The sequence below is a fragment of the Brachybacterium sp. AOP25-B2-12 genome (genome assembly GCF_052378625.1).
GTDB lineage: Bacteria > Actinomycetota > Actinomycetes > Actinomycetales > Dermabacteraceae > Brachybacterium.
This window is the reverse complement of sequence record NZ_JBQSXW010000006.1, coordinates 98,535-121,914: the sequence shown is the minus strand read 5'-3', so window position 1 is coordinate 121,914 and position 23,380 is coordinate 98,535. Positions and strand designations below refer to the sequence as shown.

Here is a 23,380-nt window from a genome sequence, read left to right as displayed (position 1 = left end):
CTGGGCGGAGGGCTCGGCTTCTCCGTCAGTCCACCGCCAGCACGAGCCCCGTCTCGACGCCCTCGACGCTGCGGCGGAACGCCGCACCCACGACGTCCGAGGCCACCGGGACGAAACCCGGGAACGCGTCGTGGTAGTCCGGGGCGTCGGCCAGGACGGTCGGGCTCACGGCGTTCAGGCGCAGCCTCCGCGGCAGCTCGGTGGCGGCGGCACGGACGAACGCCTCGAGCGCACCGTTGGCCAGGGCGGCGGCGGCACCGGTCGCGATCTGCGCACGGCCCACGATGCCGCTGGTCAGGGTGATCGAGCCGGCGTCGCGCACGAAGGGCGCGGCGATCCGCACGAGGCCCACCTGGCTGAGCACCTTGCCCTCGATGCCCGCGAGGTAGTCCTCGCGGCGGAGGTCCGCGAGCGGCGCGAAGGGCACGGAGCCGGCCGCGCTGACGACGGCGTCGACCTCGCCGAGCTGTTCGAACAGCGCCCGGATGGACGCCGGATCGGTGAGGTCCACGGATGGTTCCGTGCTGCGGCCCACCTCGATGACCTCGTGGCGGGGCCCGAGGGCGGCGGTCGCGGCGCGGCCCACGTGGCCGGATGCTCCGATGACGACGATCTTCATGCTCGGACTCCTCGGGTGATGGTGTCGGTCAGGCGTTCGCGATGACCCCCAGCGCCATCGCCGTGGCGCGCGCCACGCCCGTGACGAGGGGATCCTTCCGGACGATCCGCTGGAGCCGATGGTTCAGGCCGCGTCGGCCCAGCTCCGGGGCGGTGCGCCGCAGTACGGCGTACGCCGTGCGTTGGGACTGCAGCAGGCCCAGCTCGATGCGGTCGTGGTCCAGGGGCTCCCGCTCCTCCCGCAGCACCGCGACGAGGTGGCCCAGCAGAGTGGCCTTGACGGACTCCTGGGCGAGCGGCCACGAGGTCCCGAGCAACCCCCTCTTCCGCGTCACGATGCCCTCCTTCTCGAGACTCTCGGCGATGGCCGTGGTGGGGTCGAGGCGTCGTGCCCGGAAGGCCGCGCCGAGCCGCGGCGGTGTCGCGGTGTCCCCCAGCCCGGCGAGCACGCCGTCGAGCACCGGGTCCCCCGTGGGGGTCCGGTCCCGGAGCACGATCCGCGGGTTGGAGCCCTCGTCGAGGCCGATGCGGCCCGCGGCTCGCAGGTCTGCCAGCGCGCCCCCGAGCAGGGCGAACTTCCGGAACTGCTGGGCGCTGCGTCCCTCGTCGTGGGTGAGCAGCAGGAACATGTCGCGGGACACGGACGCGGAGGCGGTCATCCCTCGATCATCACGGGGAGGCGGCCCGGAGGCAAGCGCCCCGGGCACGCCGGTGTGCTCCCGCGTCGGGCCCCGCTCGTAGACTCCTGCGGTGCGGTGCCAACATTTCGACGCGGGGACCTGCCGTTCCTGCACCCTGCTCGAGGTGCCGCACGCCCAGCAGATCGCGGGCGCCCAGGCCGAGCTCGACCGGCTCCTGTCGCCCTTCGTCGCTCCGGACCCTGCGGATCGCACCGTCTGGGACGCCCCGGTCCGCAGCACCGATGCCGCGTTCCGCAACAAGGCCAAGATGGTCGTCACCGGGACCGCGAACGCGCCGATCCTCGGGATCCAGGGCCAGGGCGGGGGCGATCACCGATCCGGCCCCGACCCCCTGCTCGGCACCGCGGACCTCTCGGACTGCCCGCTGTACCCACCGGGGGTCGAGGCGATCCTCACCCAGGTGCGCGCCCTGATCCGTCGCGCCCAGGTCCCTCCGTACGACGTGGCACGGCGCCGCGGTGAGATCAAGAACGTCCTGGTCACGGTCGCCCCGGACGGTACGGCGATGCTCCGCCTGGTGCTGCGCGGTGACCGGGCGCTGGAGCGGATCCGCGAGCATCTGCCCACGCTGCTCGCCGCCTGCCCGGAGGTCCGTGTGGTCACCGCGAACCTCCATCCCGACCACGCCGCGACCCTCGAGGGCGACACGGAGATCCACCTCGCCGGTGCCGAGGCGATCGACCTGCCGATGGGGCCGGTCACGCTCCGTGCCCGGCCACGCTCCTTCCTGCAGACCAACACGGAGGTCGCCGGTCACCTCTACGCGCAGGTCGGCGCCTGGATCGACGCCATCGAGACGGAGCGCGGCGCACGGGACACCCCGTTGCGGGTGTGGGACCTGTACTGCGGCGTCGGCGGCTTCGCGCTGACGGCCGCGCGTCCCGTCGGCGCCGCGGACCCTCGCGAGGTGACCGGCGTCGAGATCTCGGAGCAGGCGATCGTCTCGGCCCGGGAGTCCGCCGGGCGCGCAGACCTCGACGCGCGATTCCACGCCGCCGACGCGACCGCCTGGGCGATCGAGCAGGCCCGCCGCACCGGGCCGCCGGACGTCGTGGTCGTGAATCCTCCGCGGCGAGGCATCGGCCCCGAGCTCGCGGCCTGGATCGAGGCCTCCGGCGTCCTGGACGTCGTCTACTCGAGCTGCAACCCGCGCACCCTCGCGACGGATCTCGCGGCCATGCCGAGCCTGCGGATCGTCCGTGGACGCCTGGTCGACATGTTCCCGCACACGCGCCACGATGAGGTGGTCGTCCGCCTGCGGCGCACCGCCGCCGACGCACCCCCGACCGAACGGAGCACCCCGTGACCTCGATCGACCTCCCCGCAGCGCTCGCGCACCAGCTCGAGGCCACGGCCCGCCACGTGCGCCACGATGCGGACGACCTCGTGGACGTGCGCCTGACCGAGACGTTCCCCGTCCCGATCGACGAGGTGTGGGCGGCACTCACCGATCCGGCGCGTCTCCCGCTGTGGTTCAGCCCCGTCGAGGGCGAGCTCGGCCTCGGGCGAAGGGTCCGCATCGCGGCGATGGGCATCGAGGTCGAGATCCTGGCCTGCGAGGCCCCCCGCACGCTCACGCTCTCGTGGGACGTCGGCGGGGATCCCAGCGCCCTGGACCTCCAGCTGGTCGACGAGGTCTCGCCGCACGGACCTGCGACGACGCTGTCCCTGCGCCACCACGTCCACGACAACGAGCACTACCGCACGTACGGCCCCGCCGCCACGGGCGCGGGCTGGGACGGCGCCCTGCTGGGCCTGGCGCTGCACCTGGCCGATCCCTCCTCGGATCTCGTGGGCGCCCTCGCGGACTTCCCGACCTCCCAGGAGGGGCTGCAGTTCACGATCGACACGTGCGCCGCGTGGGAGAGCGCCCATGTGGCCACCGGCGCGGACGCCCTCGTCGCGCACGAGGCCGCCCAGCGCACCTCCGCCTTCTACCGCGGGGTCGCATGACCCTGGGCTCGGCGCCGCGCGTGCTGGTGCTGTCGGTCGGCGGCACCATCGCCATGTCCCAGGACGCCTCGGGGACCCGGGCGACGCCGACGGGCGGCGGGCTCGCAGCCCTCACGGGCGCAGGGGGCCCGGTCGGCGACGAACGCATCGACGGGATCGCGATCGCCCACGAGACCGTGGCCGACGTCGGCTCGCCTTCGGTACGCATCGCACACCTCGCGGAGGTCCTGCGCCGCGCACGGGCCGCGATCTCCGCGGGCGCGACGGGCGTGGTGGTGACCCACGGGACCGACACCCTCGAGGAATCCGCCTTCTGCCTGGACTGCTGCTGGGGCCTCGACGCCCCGCTCGTGCTGACGGGGGCGATGCGCCCGGCCAACGCCCCCGGCGCCGACGGCCCCGCGAACGTCCGGGACGCCCTGCGCACCGCCGTCGCGCCCGCGGCCCGCGGCCTGGGGGTCCTCGCCGTGCTCGACGGGCAGGTGCACCTCGCCGAGCGGGTCACCAAGGCGCGCTCGCGCGGGATCGGCGCCTTCGTCTCCGAGCCCTCGGGTCCCGTGGCACGGGTGGGTCGCACCGACCTCGACCTCGCGTACCGCCCGGTGCGCCGCGTCCCGCCGACCCTCACGGAGCTCCCCGCCGCGCTGCCGCGCGTGCCGGTCCTCGCCCTCGGCCTGGGGGACGACGCCGACGTGCTCGGGCTCCTGCCCGCCGGCGCGATCGACGGGCTGGTCGTCGCGGGCGTCGGGGTGGGTCACGTCCCGGCCGCGGCAGTGCCGCGGATGCGTGCGCTGGTGGAGGCCGGCGTCCCCGTCGTCGTCGCGACCCGCATCCCGCGCGGCGGGACCGCGCGCGACGAGTACGACTACCCGGGCAGCGAGACGGACCTCCTGGGCTCGGGCTGCGTGATGGCCGGCTCCCTGCGCCCCGCGTCGGCCCGGATCCTCCTGCAGCTGCTGCTGTCGACCGGGGCCGATGCTCCAGCGATCACCGCTGCCTTCGCCGCCCACGGGGGGTGACCGCCCGGTCCCGTGCCTTCCGTGTGTCGGTGCCCCGTGCCACAGTGGGGCATCCCGGCGGTCGTCCGGACCGTCGGCCCGTTCCGAAGGAGCGATCCGCCATGACCTCGTCCCTGCACGAGCCCACGCCCGAGAACCCGACCACGGTGACCCCGCGTCACGGGGACGATGCGACCGCCCGCCCCGCCCTCCGTGACCTCTTCGCCCGGCAGCTGGCGCGCCTGGACCTCACCGCCGACGGCGAGGCGGTGCCCGGCGCGATGCCCGACCTCGAGATCGCCCCCTCGGAGGTCACCCCCGAGATCGCCCGCGAGCTCGAAGGCCTGACGATCGCGATCCCCAGCGTGGAGACCTGGGGCGTCTTCGGCGGCCTGCGCTCGACGGGTACGGGTGCCTGGGCCGTCGTCATCGGCGACAGCACCTTCGACATCCCCGATTCCGCCCGCCTGCACGTCTCCTCGAAGGCCTGGCGCGAGGCCGGTGAGGGAGAGGTCGAGGTCCCCGCGCCGATCGAGGCCGAGGTCGACGCGGAGGAGGAGCGGCAGGCCGAGGACGCACAGCGGGACGACTGACCAGCCCCTCCGGCACCCTCGCTTGATAACATCGCTAACATGCCGCCTCGCGGCTCCCCATCGGCCCCGGAGGCGACGATGCCCAACCCGTTCCGAGCCTCGTTCGGTGCCGTGCCGCCCTTCCTCGCCGGGCGCGACGGCGCCCTCGACGACTTCGAGCTGGCCCTCGATCACGGTCCCGGCGCCGAGGGCCGCGCGACGCTGATCATGGGTGCCCGCGGCACCGGCAAGACCGTGCTGCTCACCGAGATGGAAGCGATCGCGCGGGACCACGACTGGCAGGTCATCAGCCTCCACACCTCCGCGCCGTCCCTGCTCGACGAGGCGCGCACGGCAGCGATCGAGATCCTCCGCGAGCTGGACCCCGACGCCTCCCGGTACCGTCCCACGGGTGCCTCCGTCGGGCGCATCGTCTCGATCGACGGGACCTGGCAGGACGCCTACGGCGATCCGACCCTCTCCCCCGGCGCGACGTTGCAGCGCCTGACCGACCTGATGGGGAGCGAGACGGGACTGCTGCTGACCCTCGACGAGGTGCAGTCCGTGGACCTGGATCGGCTCGCGGCCTTCGCGCAGATCTACCAGGACCTCGTGCGCGCCGAGCAGAACGTCGCCTTCGTCGCCGCCGGGATCGGGGCCGGAGTGCGCGCTCTGCTCGACAGCCCCAAGACCACCTTCCTGCGCCGGGCCCGGCGGGTCGAGATCGGCGCCGTGGACATCGGATCGGCCGCCGCGGCGATCCAGGCGACCGTCGCGGCGACCGACAGGTCCATCGCGCCGGAGGCCGCGGTCCGGGCCGCGGAGATCTCCCAGGGCTATCCGTACCTGATCCAGTACGTCGGGGCCCAGGCCTGGTCGCACGCCGGCGACGAGACCACGATCCTCCTCGAGGACGCCCAGAGCGCCCTCGCGAGCGCGATCGAGCAGATGTCCACGAACGTCCACGAGCCGTCCCTGCGGGACCTCGCCCCGCGCAAGCTCGAGTACCTGCGGGCGATGCTCGAGGACGACGGCCCCTCCGCGGTCGCCGACATCGCCCAGCGCCTGGGCACGTACCACGGGTACCAGTCGGTCTACCGGGACCGCCTCATCGAGGACGAGCTGATCCGCCCCGCCGGCCGCGGTCGGGTGGAGTTCGCGCTGCCCTATCTGCGCGAGGCCCTCGTGCGCCGCAGCGCACGGGACGCCGGGCACGCCACGCCGCCGGCCCAGGGGGTGCGACCCCGGCGCACGCGGTGAGACAGGGGCCGGGACCGTCCCCCAACGGTGGCGGAGCCCGCTCAGCTGCTCTCGGTCGGCACGAACACGTAGAACGGGCGCCCGTCCGCCCCCGGGTGATAGGTGGCGCGGTAGGTGCCGTCCAGGCCGTCCGCGCCCTGCGGGATGCACGCGACCTCGAGCGCATCGTCCTTGAGCTCGCACTCGGCCGAGACGCCCTCGATGCGGGACGGGTCCTCCCCGTCCCCGCCCAGCGAGTATCCGTACACGAGGGTGTCCTCGAGGCCCTGGGCGGTCACGTCGTCCGGTCCCCCCTCGCCGTCGGCGTAGTAGGCCGCCAGGATCCCTTCGTCACCGGTCGCGAACAGCGGCTGATCGCCGTCGGACGAGCCCTCGATGTGGCCGATGACGATGGCGTTGTCGCCCCCGGCGACCTTGGCGTACACCGCCTCGCCCTCGAGGACCTCCCCGTCCTTGTCGAAGGTGCACGGCACGGGATCCCCACCGAGGGTCATCGTTCCCTCGCAGTCCGCCGTGTAGCCGCTCGAGGCGCTGTCGGAGAGCTGCTGGTTGTCGCTCGCGGTGACCGTGGTCCCGGTCGTGCCGGCACCGAGGGGCTCGCCGATGATGCCGTACCCGCCCGAGGTGGCGATGTCGCCGTCACCCGGGTCGCTCGCGCGGAACAGGAAGGACTCGGCCGCGTCCTCGGGGGTCTCGGCGGCGTCCGTGCGCTCCGAGCTCCCGCCGCTGCCGCTCGGTGTCCCGGAGGACCCGCCGTCCGTCCTCTCCGCCGTCGAGGACTCGGTGGCGGCGGTCGCGCCCCCGGCGTCCGAGGGCGCTTCGGCAGCGGTTCCGGCGTCCGCGGGCGGCTCCTCCGTCGTGGTGCCGGAGCATCCGGTCAGGGCCACGCCCGTGAGCAGGATGGTCGCGAAGGCGCCGATGGTGCGGGCATGCCACGGGGCGTTGCGGATGGTCGTATTCATGGGAATCTCCTCGTCGACAGCGCCCCGTCACGGGGCGCACGGTCTGGCGATTTCGGTGTGATGCGACGTCTCGGCGGCGACTTTACCCCGCCTTTACCATCGGACCGCAAGCCCCCCGTGGCCATCGGCAGCAACTCCGTCGAACCCCACCAGCCCCTCGGGAGGACATGCCCGCAGGTCGGAGGTGACTTCATGGCCCCTTACTGGTGTGACGCGCGCCACCTCGACAGGATCGAGTTAGCGATATATCGTGACAGCACACGATATGAAAGGAGTTGCCCCATGCAACGCCATCACCACCACACCGACAGGCCCGGCATGCCGGGCGACCCCCGGTCCGCTGTCCGCGGGACCCGTTCACGTCACGAGGGCTTCGGCCCTCTCGACGATCTCGATCCGCGCCGCGGCGGTCCCGGCGGCGGACGCCGCGGCGGACGCGGACGCGGCCCCTGGGGCCCGCAGGGCGGAGGCCACCCCTCCGACGACGCCGACCAGGGCGGATGGGGGCGACCGGGCCCCGAGGGCTTCCGTCCCGATCGGACCGGCCAGGAGGGCGGCCCCGGCCCCCGCGGCGGTCGCGGACGCGGAGGCTTCGGCCCGCGCGGCGGCGGCCCCTTCGGCCCCGAGAGCGGCCCCTTCGGCCCCGAGGGCGATCCCCGGATGGGGGGCGGGTTCGGCCGCGGACGGGGCCGCGGCCCCCATCGCGCCCCGCGCGGTGACGTCCGCACGGCCGTGCTCCTGCTGCTCGCGGAGTCGCCGATGCACGGCTACCAGCTCATGCAGACGATCGCCGAGCGCACGGGCGGCCGCTGGTCCCCGAGCCCCGGCGCGATCTACCCGACGCTGAGCCAGCTCGAGGACGAGGGCCTGGTCGACACGTCCAAGGAGGGCGGGCGCAAGCTCGCGAGCCTCACCGATGCCGGGCGCGCCCACGTCGAGGAGCATCGCGCAACCTGGGCGGACCCGTTTCCTCAGGCCGCGACCGATGCCGACGAGAACACCGTGGACCTGCGCACAGGGCTGCGGGATCTCACCAATCCGATCCGCGATCTGGTGCGATCGGGCTCCGACGCGCAGGTCCGGGAGGCCGCGACGGTCCTGGACGAGGCGCGCCGCTCGCTGTACCGGATCCTGGCCGGCGACACCGGGTCGACCGCCTCCGGGCCTGCGGCCGCGGATCCTGCTCCCGAGGATCCTGCTCCCCAGCAGCCCGCTCCCCAGGCATGACCGCATGACCGGGGATCGTCACCACGACGGTCCCCGGGCACGGAAGAGCCCCGGACGTCGTGAGAGACGTCCGGGGCTCTTCGCACGTGCGCTCCCGTCACCCGCAGGAGCACTCCCTCCCCCTCCGGGAAGCGTGCCGGGGACTCCGGCCCCGAGGCGCGCCGGCCGTCTCGGCGGCCACCGGCCGCAGGTCAGGTGGCCGCCGTGACGGCCAGCGGCCGCAGGTCACGTGGCGCCGGATCGCCCGGTGGGACCTCCGCCAGGCGATGACCGCGGGACGTGCCGAGCCCGTCAGCTCTTGATCTGCGGGACGTGGACGTACAGCCCCCGCCCGTCCTCGCCTGGCTGGTAGGTGGCGACATATCGGCCATCGGACTTCTCGTCGCTGCCTGCGAGCTCGCACTCGGCGTGCAGGCCCTCGTCGGTGGGCGTGCACGTCGTCGTGAGGGATGCCGGGCCGGGCGCGCGGTCCTCGAAGTTCGACTCATAGGTGCCCTTGAGACCGTCAGCGATGTCCGCCCCGGAGATCTCCGCAGGTGCCTGTCCGTCCGATCCCGCGTACGACACGAAGATCGGGGTGTCCCCGCTGGCGGCCAGCGGTGCGAGGTCGGCATCCCCGTCCTTGCGCACGATCACCGCGGCGGTCTTGCCGCCGCCGATGCGGACGAAGACGCCCTCACCCTCGGAGGCCTTCCCGTCCTCGGTCGTGAACGTGCAGGCGACGGGGTCACCGCCGAGCGTCAGCGGGTCGGCGCAGGCCACGTCGTAGGTCACGTCCTCCCGGACTGCACGGTGAACCCGTCGCTCTCACGGACCTCCGTCGTCGCGCTGTCCGCGGACAGGGGCTCCGTGAGGATCGCGTACCCCCCGTCCACGTCGAAGTCGCCGGGCTGGGCAGGGCCGGGTTCGTTCAGGTAGGACGTCGAGGCCGATGAGCCGGCGGTCGCGGAATGCGTCGCGTCACCGGAAGAGGTCGTGGCAGCGGATGGCGCTGTCGAGGTCTCGGGCGCGGGCGTTGCGCCTCCGTCGTCGGAGGCCGCCGTCGCGGCGGGCGCAGCCGCCGTCGCCGGGCTCCCGGTGGCGCCGGAGCAGCCCGTGAGGGCCGCCCCCGCGAGCAGGAGGGTCGCGAACACCCCGACGGAGCGTGCTCGCAGAACAGTGCGGTCGTGCATCGTGGTCATGACGGTCTCCTCATGGGCAGGCACGAAGATCGGTGTCCCTCGTGCAATGACAGTGCGATGATCGGTACCGGCCGTGACTTTACCCTCTCTTGACCCCGCCTTGGCAAGACCTAGGGTTGACCGAATCTCGCACGGCCGGACAGGGTCGCGATCATCGACGCGATCCGGGGATCGCGCGCTCGCGGACCGGGTCGCGCGCATGTCGACTCCCCGACGAGAGGCCCAGGGCCAGCATGATCACGCCCAGACCGACCGACGAGCGGGACATGTTGCTCTTCAGCGAGCCGATCCTGCGCATCGTCGCGCGACAGCGATTCCTGGACGACTCCGCCGACCTCGTGAGCTGCTGGGAGTTCGACGGGAACCTGGACGCCGCGCTCGCGTGGTGCGCGCACCTCAGCGAGCGTGTCCTCGAGGGTCCACACCTCGTTGAGCTCTTCGCCTGCACCCCCGACGACTCGCAGCCGCCGCCCCGCGGCGTGCCGTCGCCCCTGATCTGCCTTCTGCTGCGGAGCTGACGCGACGGGTCCGGGATCCCGGTCAACTCCGCCGGGGGTTTCGGAGAGCAGGTTCCCGGCTCCGAGGCGTCCATCGGGGCCTCGATCATCGGACCGTGGACGGATCCGCCGACCTCTTGACGTTCTACAACCATTTGGTTGTATATTGAACGCGTGATCGACGCCGCGGAGGACCGCACGGACGCGCTCTTCCATGCCCTCGCCGACCGCACGCGCCGTGACATCCTGCGCCGCGTGCTCGTCCAGGAGCAGTCGGCGTCCTCGCTCGCGCCGCAGTACGACATGAGCCTGACGGCCGTGCAGAAGCACGTCCAGGTGCTCGAGAGGGCCGGACTGGTCACCAAGCGCCGCCGTGGACGAGAAGCCCTCGCCCGCGGCGACGTCTCGGCGGTCCGCTCGGCTCTGCAGCTCCTCAGGGAGCTCGAACAGCAGTGGCGGGACCGGATCGGGCGCATCGACGCGCTGCTCGAGGCCGAGCCCGCGATCGACACGACTCCCCCCGCCGCCCCTCTCCCGAAGGAACAGCCATGCCCGTCACCTCCATCCACCACGACCTCGACGCCCTCACCCTGACCATCGAGGCGCAGTTCGCCGCACCCGTCGAGCGCATCTGGGCGATCTACGCCGACCCGCGTCAGCTCGAGAAGATCTGGGGCCCGCCGGAGTACCCCGCGACCTTCGTCCAGCACAGCCTGACCCCCGGCTCCCGCTCGACGTACTACATGACGAGCCCCGAGGGAGAGCGCTTCGGCGGCTTCTGGGACATCCAGGAGGTCGACGAGCCGCACTCGTTCACCTACCTCGACGGCTTCGCCGACGCGGACCTGAACCCCAACCCCGACATGCCCACGGCCACCAACGTCTCGACGTTCACCGCGCACGACGGCGGCACGAAGGCCGTGTACGTCGGCACCTACGCCTCCCGCGAGGGTCTGCAGCAGGTGCTCGACATGGGTGTCGAGGAGGGTTCGACCTTGGCGATCAACCAGATCGACGCGCTCGTGGCCTGACCTGCCACGACGTGGGACGGCCGTCGACGGAGCACGGAGCTCGGTCGACGGCCGTCGTGCGTCTGCCGGGCGCGAGGGACGGCGGTCGCGTCGTGGTGAGGTCGTGCGTCCGCGCGACCCGCGGAGTCGCGGAGTCCCGAAGTCCCGAAGTCCCGAAGTCCCGAAGTCCCGGAAGCATCGTGGCGAAGGCGTGCGTCCTCACCGTCGAGCCGTCGGCCGCACCCCCGGGCTCGCGGGCGTCGACCGCGTCCTGGGCTCGCTCCGCCTCAGCCGCGCTCGGACGCCGCGCGAGCGCGCCGCACGAGGTAGCCGCCGGCGGCGATCAGCGCCAGGGCGCCCACCACATACGGTGCGACCTCGAGGCCCGTGCGGGGCAGCGCCCCGCGACCGGAAGCCACGGCCGCCGCACGGGAGGCCGTCGAGCCGGATGCGGAGGGGACGCCCGCGGCGCCCGACGTCGTGCCGGTGTCCGTCGCCCCGGATCCCGTCGGCGTCGCGGCGTCACCGGAGGGCGTCGCACTCGGCGTGCCCTCGCCGTCGCCATCCGTGCCACCCGACGAGCCCTCGGCGCAGTCCACGGTCAGGCGGGTCCCCCGCAGGGAATGCCCATCGGTGTCGTTGTCGTCCGCGAACCACGCCGCGCGCGAGCCGTCGGTGCACTGCGTGGACGGCTCCAGGGCCACCCCCTCGTTCGCGACGTCGGGCATGCCGTCCGGCCGGGCGAGCACGCCGCCGGCCACGACATCGGCGGCGTTCAGGTCGTATCGGACGCTCTGTCCGTGGCAGACCTCGTCGCAGAACGCCCACAGCACCCCGGTCGAGGGGTCGTGGTCGAGCGCCATGAGGCCGGGCAGCGGCGAATCCAAGGTGGCCACGAGCACGGCCGCGCCCTCGGGCAGCAGGTCCAGCGCCAGGACGTCCCCGGTGTCCTCGACGGCCACGAAGGCGTGGGCGACGGGGGCGGCCGCCGCGGCGCGGGCGGCGGGTGCCGCCGTGCGGGGCAGGTGCGCGAAGGCCGATGCCGGGACGATCTCGACGGCCTCGATGCCCCCGTTCGGGGCGGTGGCAGGGATGACGCCGGTGAGGTCCCACTGCGCGGTGGCGGTGAGCTCGGTGGCCGTCGCCTGCGGGTCATAGCGCAGGATCGTGTTGCGGCTCGTGTCCTTCTTCGTGTTGTCGCGCTCGGCGGCGACGTAGATCGCGCCGTCCTCGGCCACCGAGACGCCCTCCGCATCGGGCTGGCCCGTGCCGTCGGCGAAGCGCAGCTGCGCGCCCCCGGTGGGCCACCCCGGGGACTGCACCCAGGGACCCTGCCCGCCGTCGCGCCGCAGCTTCGAGAGCTGGCCGGTGGTGTTGTCGACGCCCCAGAGGATCTGCCCGGAGCCCTCACCCTGGAGGTCGAGGCCCGAGAGGTCCCCGGGCCACTCGTCGGCATGGTCGGCGACGACGGTCCCGCCCACCGTCGCCACCTGCGTCGCCGGTGCCGTGGGCTCCCCGGTCCCCTCGGGCGCCGCGGCGCAGTCGTTCGCGGCGCCGGGGGTGGCGGTGGTCTGCTGCACGGGCTTGCCGTCGCAGAGCCCCAGGCTGGAACGCACGTGGTCCTGCCACGACAGCTCGCTCACGAGCACCCCGTCGGGGGTGAACAGGCGCGCCTGGTCGGGGTTGCCCAGGCCGAAGCCCAGGGCGTCGAAGACGACGTAGCCATCGGCAGGCACGGACGTGCCGGCGGGGATGGTGAACGCGTGGTCGTCCTCGGAGTCCTTGAGGACGTAGCCGCCGGCGTCGACCACGGTGGTGCCGGTGTTGTGGAGCTCGATGAAGTCGGTGCCCTGCGAGGCGATCTCGCTGATGACCAGCGGGGACGATGCCGCGGACGTGGGCGCGGCGGTGGTCGACGGCGCGTCGGTGGGGCCGGAGGTGGTCGGGGACTCGGTGGGGGCGGCGGTGGTCGCCGTGCCGGTGGGCGCCGTGGTGGCGTCCGGGCAGGTGTTGGCCGCGCCCCGCGTCAGCGCGGCCGAGGCCACGAGCCGTCCGCCGCACACGATCCACGAGGTCTCCCGCGCGGTCTCCCAGGCCACGGAGCCCACGGCGGTGCTGCCGTCCGGCAGGAACACCCGCACCTGGTCCGCCTTGCCGAGCCCGAAGGTCAGACCGCCGGGCACCCCCTCGCCGTCGATCACGTCGTAGGCGCCGGGCGCGATGCTCGTGCCGCTCGGCACGGTCCAGGTGTCCTTGTCCTTGTCGTCGCGCACCACCCAGCCGGAGATGTCGACGGCCTCGGTGCCGCTGTTGACCAGCTCGACCCAGTCGGTCCCGTTGACCTGCACCTCGGAGATGTGGACGGGCGAGACGCCGGTGGGGGCGGCGAGCGCCGCGGGCAGGGTCCAGACGCCCGCCGCGGCGAGGCCGACGGTCAGGACACCTCCCGCCGCCAGTGCCGCAGGGAGCCTGCGCGATCGCGGGGCGGAGGACGAGGAGGTGTGAGGGCGCACGCGGGCTCCTGGGTGGGGAGGGGAGGGCTGGGGGGAGGGGCCGTTCCGGCGCGCAGTCCGCACGGGGCCCGTCGCACCCCATCACCACGGCGTGACGCGGAGATGTCGTCCGGGGGAACACCGGGGGTCCTCATCGGGGCGACGGGATCCCGCGGCTGCTCGGCGCAGGGTCACGTGCGCACGGCCTCTCGCGGCGTCCGGGCCGGGGAGGCGTGCGTCCCCGGCCCGGGAGCGATCTCCTGTGCGTCGGCCGGTCGTGGGAGACTCACGCGCATGGAACTCGACGGGCCCTGGCAGGACGCCGCGCGCGGCGCCGGACTCTGGGCGGACGGGCACGTGCTGCCGACGGTGTTCGCACGGATGTCGGCGCTCGCCGCCCAGCTCGGCGCGATGAACCTCGGCCAGGGGTTCCCCGACACCTCGCCCCCGGCCCTCGTCGCGGAGACCGCCCGCGCGGCCATCGCCGACGGTGAGAACCAGTACCCCCCGGGACTCGGTCGCCTCGAGCTGCGCGAGGCCATCGCCCGCCACCAGGAGCGCTTCTGGAGCCTGAACTGGGACCCGGCCACCGAGATCCTCGTGACCACGGGCGCGACCGAGGCCATCGCCGCCGCGGTGCTCGCGCTCGTCCGGCCCGGCGACGAGGTGCTGACCCTCGAGCCCTACTACGACTCCTACGCCGCGATGATCGCGCTGGCCCGCGGCGTGCACCGCACCGTGTCGCTCACGGTCTCCGACGACCGCCCGCACGGCCTCGCGCTCTCGGTGGACCCCGCCGCCGTGCGCGCGGCGATCACCGACCGCACCCGGCTGATCCTCCTGAACACCCCGCACAACCCCACCGGGCTGGTGCTGGGGCGCGACGTCCTCGAGGCGATCGTCGCCGGGGCCCGCGAGCACGACGCGCTGATCGTCTCCGACGAGGTGTACGAGCACCTCACCTACGGCACCACCCACCTGCCGATCGCGGCGATCGAGGGCGCGCGCGAGTGCACCGTCAGCATCGGCTCGGCTGGGAAGAGCTTCTCGGTCACCGGGTGGAAGATCGGGTGGGTGACGGCGCCGGAGCCGCTGGTCAGGGCGATCACCGGGGTCAAGCAGTGGCTCACCTTCGCCACCGGAGCGCCCTTCCAGCGGGCCGTCGCCGCGGGCCTCGACCTCCCCGACACCGAGTTCGCGGCCATCGCCGAGGACCTCCGGGAGCGCCGCGACGCCCTGGTCGGGGTGCTCGCCGCCCTCGGCGCCCGTGTCGCCGTCCCCGAGGCCGGGTACTTCGTCGTCGCGGATCTCGCCCCGCTCGGGGAGCCCGACGCCGTCGCCCTGTGCGAGCGTCTGCCCGCCGAGGCCGGTGTCGTCGCGATCCCCGTCGACGCCTTCTGCCGCCCCGAGGCCGAGGGCGGTAACGCCGAACGCTTCGCATCCCTCGTCCGCTTCGCCTTCTGCAAGGACGACGCGACGATGGACGAGGCCGCCCGCCGCCTGCGCGAGTGGGCCGAGCGGCGATGACCTCCCTCATCGCGCTGACGGTCGCGGCCGTCGTCGTCATCTGCCTGGTCGACGTCGTCTCCCCCAAGGTGAAGGTCGCGCCGCCGCTGGTGCTCGTGGCCATCGGGATCCTCGTGAGCCTGATCCCCGGGATGCCCGCCATCCACATCGAGCCGGACCTCGTGCTCGAGGTGATCCTGCCGCCGCTGCTGTACGCCTCCGCCGTCGCGATGCCCGCGATGAGCTTCCGCCGGGAGTTCTCGAGCATCTCCGGGCTCTCGGTGTCCCTCGTGGTCCTCAGCTCCCTGGTGCTGGGGGTCCTGTTCTGGTGGCTGGTGCCGGACCTCGGATTCCTCTGGGGCGTCGCGCTCGGGGCGATCCTCTCCCCCACCGACGCCGTCGCCACCTCGATCATCAAGGGCCGCGGCGTCCCGGACCGCGTGGTCACGATCCTCGACGGCGAGAGCCTGCTCAACGACGCCACCGCCCTGGTGCTGCTGCGCACCGCCGCCGTGAGCTCCGCCGCGGCGTTCAGCCTGAGGGGCGCGATCGGCACGTTCGCGTACTCGGTGGCCATCGCCCTCGCGATCGGCGGGGCCGTCGGGTTCCTCAACTTCCTGGTGCGCCGTCGCATCACGAGCGCGAGCGTCAACACGATCCTGTCCTTCACCCTGCCGTTCATCGCCTCGGTGCCCACCGAGATGCTGGGCGGCTCAGGACTCGTGGCGGCCGTCGTCACCGGCCTGATCGTCGGGTTCCTGGGGCCGCGGCACCTGCCGCCCATGCACCGCCTGACCTCCGACGCGACCTGGTCGAGCATCCAGCTGGTGCTCGAGGGCGTCGTGTTCCTGACCATGGGACTCCAGCTCAAGGCCGTCCTGGACGAGCTGACCAGCGAGTCCGTGGGCACCGTCGCGGGCCTGGGCATCGCACTGCTGGCCCTTGTCGTCACCCTGCTCGTGCGGGCCGGCTGGGTGGTGCCGATGCTCCGCCACCTCGACGCCCGGGCTCGCCGCAGCCGCGAGATGAAGCCGCGCGTCGACGCGATGAAGAAACGCCTCGCCGCTCACGACGACTCCATGACCACCCACCCGCGGGGCTTCCGGGGCGGCAAGCCGCTCTCGGACCACGACATCGAGCGCTTCGCGACCCGTCTGCGCCGCGCGGGTGCCGACATCGGCTACCGGTTGCGCCAGCCGCTGCGCGGGCGCGACGGCCTGATCATCGTGTGGGGCGGGATGCGCGGCGCCGTCACCGTCGCCGCCGCCCAGACCCTCCCGGAGGACACCCCGCACCGGGCACTGCTCGTGTTCATCGCGTTCACCGTCGCCACCCTGTCGCTGCTGCTGCAGGGCGGGACCATCGGGATGCTCGTGCGGCGGCTGTTCCCCGCAGGATCCGAGGTCTCGGACGACCGCCACCGCGCCGAGGAGGAGGACGCCCTGCGCGGGCTCCTCCGGGCCGCCAACGACAACGTCGAGGAGTCCCTGCCCGAGGGCACGGACATGACCGAGCGGCGGCTCGCAATCGTGCGGGAGCAGCGCACTCAGCTGCTCGACGCCCGTGACGACGGGCTCTTCGACGCCGACACCAACACCACGATGCTCCACAAGCTCGACGCCCTCGAGATGGCGACCCTGCTGCAGGGGCACCGCGCCACCTGAGGTCGCGTGCGGCCCGCTGCCCTGCCTGCCAGCCGCGCTGTCGGCGCGCCGCACACTCGGCCCGCCGCACTCTCGGCGCACCGTGCTCTCGGCCCGCCGTGCTCCTGAGGCAAAGCCCTCGCCCTGCGAACCTCGCGCAGGTCCCCGTGAGCCCTCCTCTCCCGCCGATGATCCTCGCCGTGCCCGTGGTCGTGATCGTGATCATGCTCGTCGGCTGCCTCGTGCAGACGCTCCGGCTCCTGCGGCTCCGTCGCCTCACCACCTTCGGGTCCCGGGTGCTGGGCGTCGTCGTCGCCTCCGAGGTCATGGAGGATCCCGACGGGCCCCGGAACCGCCGCACCTTGTCCCTCAGCACCCGGCGCGAGACCCTCGAGTCCACCACCTCCTCCTGGCGGGTGATCCGCGGCCGGCCCGCGAGCTCCGACATCGGCGTCGTGGACCGCACCGGCATGACCGTCCCGGTGCTCCATGACCCCGGGTCGCCGCAGGTCTTCATCGCCCCCCCCGTGACGGCGAGCGCATCTCCGCCCGACGGACCCTGACCTCGATCGACCTGCAGCTGGTCCTGGCGATCGTGGCACTGGCGTTCCTCGTGATCGCCAGCGCGATGCCCGAACTGTTCGCGGCCGACCCGGGGGGGGCGGCTGAGCGGGACGCCGGGGTGGTGCCGGCGGGCGGGAGCACGGCGCCCGGCGGCATGGTCAGTGCCGTCGGGCGTGGGACGCGAGGGCGCTCGAGCCTGCTCGTTCCCGGCCACACGACGTCACGGGGCCGGCACGGCCTCCTTCACCTTGTAGCCTGCACGGAGTCCGCCGTCCACCGGCGACGTCCCCGCCCTCGCACCGCGATCGTCCTGGAGGTCCCCCTTGGGCTCGAGCTTCGGCCTGATGTTCAGCCTCGTCCCCGTCCTCGTCATCGTGATCGCGGTTGCGGGCTGCATCCGCCCCGCCATCTCGATGGCACGGATCCTGCGGCTGTCCTCGCGTGGGCAGAAGGCGCAGGGCGAGGTCATCAGCTCCCATCTGCAGGAGCATCGCAGCTCCTCGCGCAACGGGCGTACACAGGTCCACCGCTCGATGAGCGAGACCATCCAGTTCACCACCTCCCACGGCAAGGTGGTGCGCGACAACCCTGCCGCCTCCGACATCGGCACCGTCGACCGCACCGGCATGCCGGTCACGGTGATCTACGACCAGGAGCGCCCGGAGATCTTCGTGGCCCCGTGCGACGGCGACCGCGTCACGCCCTGGCAGACCCTGGCTGGGCTCGGATCGCGCCTGGTCATGATCGTGATCGCCGTGGTCCTCCTCGTCGTCGCCGGAGGGATGTCGGAGATGTTCGGGTCCTTCGGGAGGATGGGCTGACCCTGGGAGGCATCCCCGGGAGGTCGCCACGGGCCCGCCTGCTGCCCGGGGACCGACGCGCCTCGCCACCCGGGGAGGCACCGCGTCCGCGGCCCGGCTCCGCAGGTGTCGGCGGGGCCGCGACAACAACCTGACTGTGAGCGCCCATGCCCTCCGAATTCGGAGGGCATGGGCGCTCACAGTCAGGTTCGTGCACGTGCTCCCGGCGATGGGGCGTCGAGGACGCCTCGCGGACCCGGTGTCCGGCCCCCGGCACGGGCGGTCGTTCCGGCGTGACCGGCTGCTCCGGCCCGGCCTGCCATTCCGGCGTGACCGGCCGTTCCGGCACGTCCCGCCATTCCGGCGTGACCGGCCGTTCCGGCCCGGCCGACGGGCCCGGCACCACCGGCCCGACCAGCGCACCTGGCGCACCCGTCCCGCCGGCCGACCGCGTCCCTCACCACGAACCCGGCGCGACCGTCCCGTGCACCGCCCCACCTGCGACACGACGTCAGTGCGAGTCGTGCTCCCACCGGTACCCCGCCGGGAACAGCGGATCCGGGCTGTCCCCGGGGACGTCCTCGCGCGCGGCGCGCACGGCATCCATCGAGCGCGGGAGTTCGATGGGCAGACGACCCTCCGGTGGCGTCGCCCCGGAGATCGCATCGATCCAGGCCGCAGGGCCGACGCCGAACGTTCCGGTCAGCGCGTCAGCGATGGGCAGGAGCGGCGTGAGGACCGCAGCTCTGTCGAGATCGACGTCCAGCACGATCGGGCAGTGCTCGCGGATCCGAGCAAGCCGGACCGCGACCCCGGGCGCGTACTCGAGGGTGCCCTGGTGGAACCAGGCCTCGAGGAAGAGGTCATCGCGCGGCTGGAACGGAGCTCCGATACGGACGAGGGCGATGTCGGCGTCCTCCGGACGGTCGACGACAGTGCCCAGGCGGGAGGCTTCGGCCTTCGGGATGCCCTCGGCGTACACACGACGATCGACACCGGGTCGCAGGGGCAGCACCTCGGCAGTGTGCTGCAGAAGAACGACGGACCGTGCTTGGGTCCGTCGGCCCTCGACCACGTCCTCGGCACGCCCCACGGCGGCCGCGGCAGCGCCCTCGTCGACGAACGGATCGTCGAACAGTCCCAGTCGGAACTTCTCCCGCAGAAGCCTGAGGGCGGACTCGTCGATCCTCTCCTCGCTCACCCTCCCGGACCTCACGAGGTCCAGCAGCAGATCGGTGCATTCCTCCCCTCCGAACTGATCGGCACCTGCGGCAAGGATCGTGACCATGCGCTCGGCCGGGTCCAGCTCCTCGACGCCCCAGGCCCGTGCCGGGAGCACCTGGTCCCCGACGTGGTTGTCGTTGACGAGCTCCCAGTCCGTGACGATCACACCGTCGAAGCCGAGCTCCCCGCGCAGCAGACCGGTGAGCACCTGCTTGTTGTATCCGAAGCCGACGGCCTCGATCTCGACGCCGTCGACGACCAGCCCCACGGGTCGTCCGTAGTAGGGCATGATCGCGGGCGTCCCGGCGACGATCGCCCGGCGGAACGGCGCGAGATGGTCCTCGAAGCGCCCCCCGGGATACACCTGGTCACGGCCGTAGGGGAAGTGCGCGTCCTCGCCGTCGGCCTGCGGACCGGCGCCGGGGAAGTGCTTGGTGGTGGCCGAGACCGAGGGCTCTCCCACGCGGCCCTCGAGTCCCTCGAGATACGCCGCCGTCAGCTCGCCGACGAGGTCGGGATCCTGTCCGAGGCATTCCCGCTGGCGCGCCCAGCGGTGCTCCGTGGCGAGATCCGCAGTCGGGTGCAGAGCCGCACGGATCCCGACCGCCGTGTACTCGCGACGCACGGTATCCGCGAAGCGCCGCACGAGGTCCCGGTCGCCGATCGCCCCGAGACCCAGAGGCTCCGGCCATTGGGAGAAGAACGTCGCCTCCCACGAGGCGCCTGCATTCTGCGCCGAGGCATGCCGTGGATCCGTCGAGATCGTCACAGGGATCCCATGGCCGGTTCGCCGTGCGAGGCGCTGGAGCCGGTTGTGCCATGCGGCGGCCGTGTGCGCGTCGGGGAGGGCGTGCACGTTGAAGTGGTTCATGCGCTTGCCCAGGACCACTGCGCTGGTCGGCGACTTCGAGATCGCGCCGGCCTCCTCGAGCAGCTCCCCGTCCTTCCCGAGCTCGATGACCGTGTGGAACATCAGTCCGACCTTGTCCTCGAGGTCGAGTCTGCCCAGGAGGTCGGCGGCCCTGGCGTCGGGCGCGAGGTTCGGATCCTGGTACGGGAGACCCTGCGGGCGGTCGGTCGAGGCAGTGGAAGTCATGAGTTGTCCCTTCTGTGGACGTCGGGGATCGGCAGGGTCATTTGATGCCGGTGCCTGCGATGCCCTGGACGAAGTGCCGCTGGAAGATCAGGAAGACCACGAGGATCGGAAGCACTATCAGGGTCGCCCCGGCCAGCAGCAGGCCGTAGTCGGTCTGGTTCTCGCCCGTCGAGATCAGCGCCAGCGCCACGGGGAGGGTGTACGTGTCCTGCGACGAGGAGACGACGAGGGGCCACAGGAAGTTGTTCCAGGATCCGAGGAAGGTCAGGATCCCGAGTGTGGCGAAGGCGGGCCCCGCGAGCGGGAGGTAGATCCGGAAGAAGATCGCGATCTCGCCGACTCCGTCGATGCGTCCCGCTTCGAGGAGCTCCCGCGGCATCCCCAGGAAGAACTGGCGCATGAGGAAGACGCTGAACGGCTGGACGAGGAACGGCAGGATCAGCGCCGGCAGCGTGTCGGCCAGACCCATGTTCACGACGAGCACGTACTGCGGGATGAACGTGACGAGCCCCGGGATCATGAGGCAGCCGAGAACCGCGCCGAACAGGATCTTCTTCCCCGGGAACCGGAGATGTGCGAGGGCGTATCCGAGCATCGAGCTCAGCAGGAGGTTTCCGGCGGTGACGACGAGCGCCACGATCGCCGAGTTCGTGAAGAACTTCGCGAAGGGTCGCTCGAACAGGCGACGGAAGTTGTCCCAGGTGGGGTGCTCGGGCAGCCAGGTCGGAGGGACCTGCAACAGCTCCCCCTGGGTCTTGACGCTTCCCAGGACCATCCAGATGAACGGCGTGACGACGAGGAGCAGCAGCCCCGTCATGATCACGTACAGAACGGCGCGATTGCGCAGGGCCATCTCAATCCTTCTCCCGGGTGAGGCGGAACTGCAGGAAGGTCACGACCGCGATGACGATGAAGGTCAGGTAGGCCATCGCGCCTGCGACCCCGTAGTTCCCGAACCCGAACTGCTCGTAGGTGTACATCGACGCCGACACCGTCGAGTCGAGCGGCCCGCCCTTGGTCATGACGAACGGCTCCTCGAAGAACTGCAGGTACCCGATCGTGGTGGTGACCAGCACGAACAGGAGCGTCGGGCGGATTCCTGGGAGCGTCACGTGGAGGAATCGCTTCCAGGCGTTGGCACCGTCCAGGGCCGCCGCCTCGTGGAGATCCTTGGGCACGGCCTGGAGCCCGGCGAGGAAGATGATCATCGACGTCCCGAAGTTCCGCCACGTGGCCATGGCGATGAGGGAGACCAGTGCGGTCCGGGGATCGCCGAGCCAGTTGGGACCGTCGATCCCGATCCAACCGAGCACGGTGTTGACGAGACCGGAGTCCGGTTGGAGCAGGAAGCGCCAGACGACGGCGACCGCGACGATCGACGTGATCACCGGGGTGTAGAAGCCCATGCGGAAGACCGCCCGGAACCGGGTGACGCCCTTGTCCAGCACCACCGCTGCGGCCAGCCCGCACCCCATCGTGAGGGGGACCCCGAGCACGACGAACGCGACGGTGTTGACGGCAGCCCGCCGGAAGACGGGATCCTCGAACGCCGTCACATAGTTGCGCAGACCCACGAAGTCGACGGCGAACGGGGTGCGGATGTCCGTGATCCGCATGTCCGTGAACGACATGAACATCGACTGGAGCACCGGCCACGCGGTGAAGACGAGGAACAGCACGATGAAGGGCAGGCCGAGGATCAGTCCTGCGCGGGCCTCGGCGGAACCTCGCCGCCGCCCTCGTCGCGGACGACGCGCCGAGGTGCCGTCTCCGTCGGAGATGCGGACGGCCGTCATGTCAGACTCCCGTCCCGATCCCCGTGGCCTCCGTCTGGACGGTGGCCAGTGCCTTCTGCGGATCAGCGGCCTGCTTGCAGACCTGCTCGACCTGGGCATCGAGCTTCGAGGCGACCTGCTCCCAGGTCGCGATCGCCGGTGGGGCCACGGCGGTCTGGAGCTGCTTGTGGAAGACGGTGAACTTCTCGTTGCCCGCGATCTCCTGGTCCTCCCACGCCGCCTCGACGGCGGGGAGGTCGGTCGCCTGGTGGAACCATTCGATCTGCGTCGCGGGCTCGGCGAGGAACCGGACCAGCTTCCACGCGGCGTCCCGATTCTTCGACCCCTGGAACACGCCGAGGTTCGCGCCGCCCAGGAAGGAGATCGAGCTCGTCCTCGCCGGGATCTTGAACACCGAGTACTTCTCGGCGAAGCCGTCGCCGCCCAGCTTCTCGATGCTCGACATCATCCACGGGCCCGAGATGAACATCGGCACGGTCCCGGAGACGAAATCCTGTTCTGTCGTCCCGTCGGCGGGGGCCTTGTTCGCCACACCATCGGTGAAGAAGGACTGGTAGTACGCCAACGCGTCGACGTTCGGAGCGTCCTCGAAGGTGAAGGCGGAGTCGTCCTCGGAGACGACGGAGCCTCCGTTGGACCACACGAATGGCATGAGCGACTCCCAGGACCCCGTGCCACCGGGCTGGAGCGCTGTGCCCCAGGTGGCGCCGGCCTTGTCCTTCATGGCCTTCGCCATGGCGGCGAACCCCTCCCAGTCCGACGGGGGCTCCGTGATGCCCGCCTGCTCGGCGAGGTCGGTGCGGTAGTACACAAGTCGCGTCTCGACATACCACGGCACCCCGAACGCCGTTCCGTCGACCTGCACGGCGTCGGCCGCGCCGGCGAAGAACCCGGAGAGGTCGATCTCCTCGGGAGTGGGCTCGAGCGCCTTGAGTCCGACGAACTCGGCCATCCAGGTCGAGCCGACCTGGGCGACGTCCGGCGCGGTGCCCGCTGCGATCGCGGAGGTGAACTTGTCGTGCGCGGAGTCCCACGGGACGGGCGTCACCGTCACGGTGCAGTCCGGGTTCGCGCTCTCGAAGGCTTCGAGCAGCCCGGGCAGCTTCTCGCCCTCGGTGCCCATGGCCCAGACGGTGAGCTCGCCCTCGGCCTTTCCCTCGGCGATGGGCTGTGCCGTGGCATCGGCCGTGTCCTCGGTGCTGCGGCCGCACGATGCGACCACGCCGGTCGCGGCCGTAAGGCCGCAAAGGGTGAACAGGCGGCGGGAGATGGTGTTCATG

The 23,380-nt window shown here is 72.3% G+C and carries 23 protein-coding genes; 13 read left to right on the top strand and 10 right to left on the bottom strand.

The window, feature by feature from the left end:
• Positions 1–25: 25 nt before the first annotated feature.
• Positions 26–619: a short chain dehydrogenase gene (locus ACT3TZ_RS06485; RefSeq protein ID WP_444582582.1), complete on the bottom strand. Its 594-nt coding sequence runs from the start codon at positions 617–619 to the stop codon at positions 26–28.
• 28 nt (positions 620–647) lie between these two features.
• A complete protein-coding gene (locus ACT3TZ_RS06480; RefSeq protein WP_444582581.1) occupies positions 648–1,277 on the bottom strand; it encodes a GOLPH3/VPS74 family protein in 630 nt (209 codons plus the stop codon).
• 145 nt (positions 1,278–1,422) lie between these two features.
• Here ACT3TZ_RS06480 and ACT3TZ_RS06475 point away from each other — a divergent pair, with 145 nt between their 5' ends.
• The 5 genes from ACT3TZ_RS06475 to ACT3TZ_RS06455 all read left to right on the top strand — a co-directional run bounded on the left by ACT3TZ_RS06475 (position 1,423) and on the right by ACT3TZ_RS06455 (position 6,102).
• Positions 1,423–2,625 carry a methyltransferase domain-containing protein gene (locus ACT3TZ_RS06475; protein WP_444582580.1) on the top strand — a complete coding sequence of 401 codons (1,203 nt, stop codon included), beginning with the start codon at positions 1,423–1,425 and terminating at the stop codon, positions 2,623–2,625.
• Positions 2,622–3,272 carry an SRPBCC domain-containing protein gene (locus ACT3TZ_RS06470; protein WP_444582579.1) on the top strand — a complete coding sequence of 217 codons (651 nt, stop codon included), beginning with the start codon at positions 2,622–2,624 and terminating at the stop codon, positions 3,270–3,272. The genes ACT3TZ_RS06475 and ACT3TZ_RS06470 overlap by 4 nt, the downstream gene beginning before the upstream one ends.
• Positions 3,269–4,291 carry an asparaginase gene (locus tag ACT3TZ_RS06465; protein WP_444582578.1) on the top strand — a complete coding sequence of 341 codons (1,023 nt, stop codon included), beginning with the start codon at positions 3,269–3,271 and terminating at the stop codon, positions 4,289–4,291. Before ACT3TZ_RS06470 ends, ACT3TZ_RS06465 begins: the two co-directional genes overlap by 4 nt.
• Before the next feature lie 101 nt (positions 4,292–4,392).
• Complete coding sequence (locus tag ACT3TZ_RS06460; RefSeq protein WP_444582577.1) at positions 4,393–4,863, top strand: hypothetical protein; 471 nt, start codon at positions 4,393–4,395, stop codon at positions 4,861–4,863.
• A gap of 78 nt (positions 4,864–4,941) precedes the next feature.
• Positions 4,942–6,102: an ATP-binding protein gene (locus ACT3TZ_RS06455; protein WP_444582576.1), complete on the top strand. Its 1,161-nt coding sequence runs from the start codon at positions 4,942–4,944 to the stop codon at positions 6,100–6,102.
• A gap of 41 nt (positions 6,103–6,143) precedes the next feature.
• Here ACT3TZ_RS06455 and ACT3TZ_RS06450 read toward each other — a convergent pair whose 3' ends face one another.
• Positions 6,144–7,064: a hypothetical protein gene (locus ACT3TZ_RS06450; protein WP_444582575.1), complete on the bottom strand. Its 921-nt coding sequence runs from the start codon at positions 7,062–7,064 to the stop codon at positions 6,144–6,146.
• Positions 7,065–7,346: 282 nt separating this feature from the next.
• Here ACT3TZ_RS06450 and ACT3TZ_RS06445 point away from each other — a divergent pair, with 282 nt between their 5' ends.
• Positions 7,347–8,291, top strand: coding sequence for a PadR family transcriptional regulator (locus ACT3TZ_RS06445; RefSeq protein ID WP_444582574.1), 945 nt, complete (start codon positions 7,347–7,349; stop codon positions 8,289–8,291).
• Positions 8,292–8,582: 291 nt separating this feature from the next.
• Here ACT3TZ_RS06445 and ACT3TZ_RS06440 read toward each other — a convergent pair whose 3' ends face one another.
• Both ACT3TZ_RS06440 and ACT3TZ_RS06435 read right to left on the bottom strand, forming a co-directional pair.
• Positions 8,583–9,065 (bottom strand): hypothetical protein, encoded by a 483-nt coding sequence (locus ACT3TZ_RS06440; RefSeq protein WP_444582573.1) that lies wholly within the window; start codon positions 9,063–9,065, stop codon positions 8,583–8,585.
• The gene (locus ACT3TZ_RS06435; protein WP_444582572.1) at positions 9,062–9,472 is read right to left on the bottom strand and encodes a hypothetical protein; all 411 of its coding nucleotides are present in this window, start codon (positions 9,470–9,472) and stop codon (positions 9,062–9,064) included. The genes ACT3TZ_RS06440 and ACT3TZ_RS06435 overlap by 4 nt, the downstream gene beginning before the upstream one ends.
• A 266-nt stretch (positions 9,473–9,738) precedes the next feature.
• Here ACT3TZ_RS06435 and ACT3TZ_RS06430 point away from each other — a divergent pair, with 266 nt between their 5' ends.
• From ACT3TZ_RS06430 to ACT3TZ_RS06420, 3 genes are all read left to right on the top strand, one after another.
• Positions 9,739–9,990, top strand: a complete 252-nt coding sequence (locus ACT3TZ_RS06430; RefSeq protein ID WP_444582571.1) for a hypothetical protein — start codon at positions 9,739–9,741, stop codon at positions 9,988–9,990.
• 153 nt (positions 9,991–10,143) lie between these two features.
• Positions 10,144–10,563: an ArsR/SmtB family transcription factor gene (locus tag ACT3TZ_RS06425; RefSeq protein ID WP_444582570.1), complete on the top strand. Its 420-nt coding sequence runs from the start codon at positions 10,144–10,146 to the stop codon at positions 10,561–10,563.
• Positions 10,518–11,000 (top strand): SRPBCC family protein, encoded by a 483-nt coding sequence (locus tag ACT3TZ_RS06420; protein ID WP_444582569.1) that lies wholly within the window; start codon positions 10,518–10,520, stop codon positions 10,998–11,000. The genes ACT3TZ_RS06425 and ACT3TZ_RS06420 overlap by 46 nt, the downstream gene beginning before the upstream one ends.
• A 266-nt stretch (positions 11,001–11,266) precedes the next feature.
• Here ACT3TZ_RS06420 and ACT3TZ_RS06415 read toward each other — a convergent pair whose 3' ends face one another.
• Positions 11,267–13,492: a lamin tail domain-containing protein gene (locus ACT3TZ_RS06415; protein WP_444582568.1), complete on the bottom strand. Its 2,226-nt coding sequence runs from the start codon at positions 13,490–13,492 to the stop codon at positions 11,267–11,269.
• A 273-nt stretch (positions 13,493–13,765) separates the two neighbouring features.
• Between ACT3TZ_RS06415 and ACT3TZ_RS06410 the strand changes: the two genes are divergently transcribed.
• The 4 genes from ACT3TZ_RS06410 to ACT3TZ_RS06395 all read left to right on the top strand — a co-directional run bounded on the left by ACT3TZ_RS06410 (position 13,766) and on the right by ACT3TZ_RS06395 (position 18,005).
• Entirely contained in the window at positions 13,766–14,998 is a 1,233-nt protein-coding gene (locus ACT3TZ_RS06410; RefSeq protein ID WP_444582567.1) for an aminotransferase class I/II-fold pyridoxal phosphate-dependent enzyme, read from the top strand.
• On the top strand, positions 14,995–16,641 hold the full coding sequence (locus tag ACT3TZ_RS06405; RefSeq protein WP_444582566.1) for a cation:proton antiporter: 1,647 nt from the start codon (positions 14,995–14,997) through the stop codon (positions 16,639–16,641). The genes ACT3TZ_RS06410 and ACT3TZ_RS06405 overlap by 4 nt, the downstream gene beginning before the upstream one ends.
• 146 nt (positions 16,642–16,787) lie before the next feature.
• A complete protein-coding gene (locus tag ACT3TZ_RS06400; protein WP_444582565.1) occupies positions 16,788–17,183 on the top strand; it encodes a hypothetical protein in 396 nt (131 codons plus the stop codon).
• A gap of 324 nt (positions 17,184–17,507) precedes the next feature.
• Positions 17,508–18,005: a DUF3592 domain-containing protein gene (locus ACT3TZ_RS06395; protein ID WP_444582564.1), complete on the top strand. Its 498-nt coding sequence runs from the start codon at positions 17,508–17,510 to the stop codon at positions 18,003–18,005.
• Between the two features lie 490 nt (positions 18,006–18,495).
• Here ACT3TZ_RS06395 and ACT3TZ_RS06390 read toward each other — a convergent pair whose 3' ends face one another.
• The 4 genes from ACT3TZ_RS06390 to ACT3TZ_RS06375 are packed head-to-tail and all read right to left on the bottom strand — an operon-like array spanning position 18,496 to position 23,379.
• Complete coding sequence (locus ACT3TZ_RS06390) at positions 18,496–20,304, bottom strand: glycoside hydrolase family 3 protein (protein ID WP_444582563.1); 1,809 nt, start codon at positions 20,302–20,304, stop codon at positions 18,496–18,498.
• A gap of 37 nt (positions 20,305–20,341) precedes the next feature.
• The gene (locus tag ACT3TZ_RS06385; RefSeq protein ID WP_444582562.1) at positions 20,342–21,157 is read right to left on the bottom strand and encodes a carbohydrate ABC transporter permease; all 816 of its coding nucleotides are present in this window, start codon (positions 21,155–21,157) and stop codon (positions 20,342–20,344) included.
• Position 21,158: 1 nt separating this feature from the next.
• Positions 21,159–22,100 carry a carbohydrate ABC transporter permease gene (locus ACT3TZ_RS06380; RefSeq protein ID WP_444582561.1) on the bottom strand — a complete coding sequence of 314 codons (942 nt, stop codon included), beginning with the start codon at positions 22,098–22,100 and terminating at the stop codon, positions 21,159–21,161.
• Between the two features lies 1 nt (position 22,101).
• Positions 22,102–23,379: a sugar ABC transporter substrate-binding protein gene (locus ACT3TZ_RS06375; protein ID WP_444582560.1), complete on the bottom strand. Its 1,278-nt coding sequence runs from the start codon at positions 23,377–23,379 to the stop codon at positions 22,102–22,104.
• Between the last annotated feature and the right edge of the window lies 1 nt (position 23,380).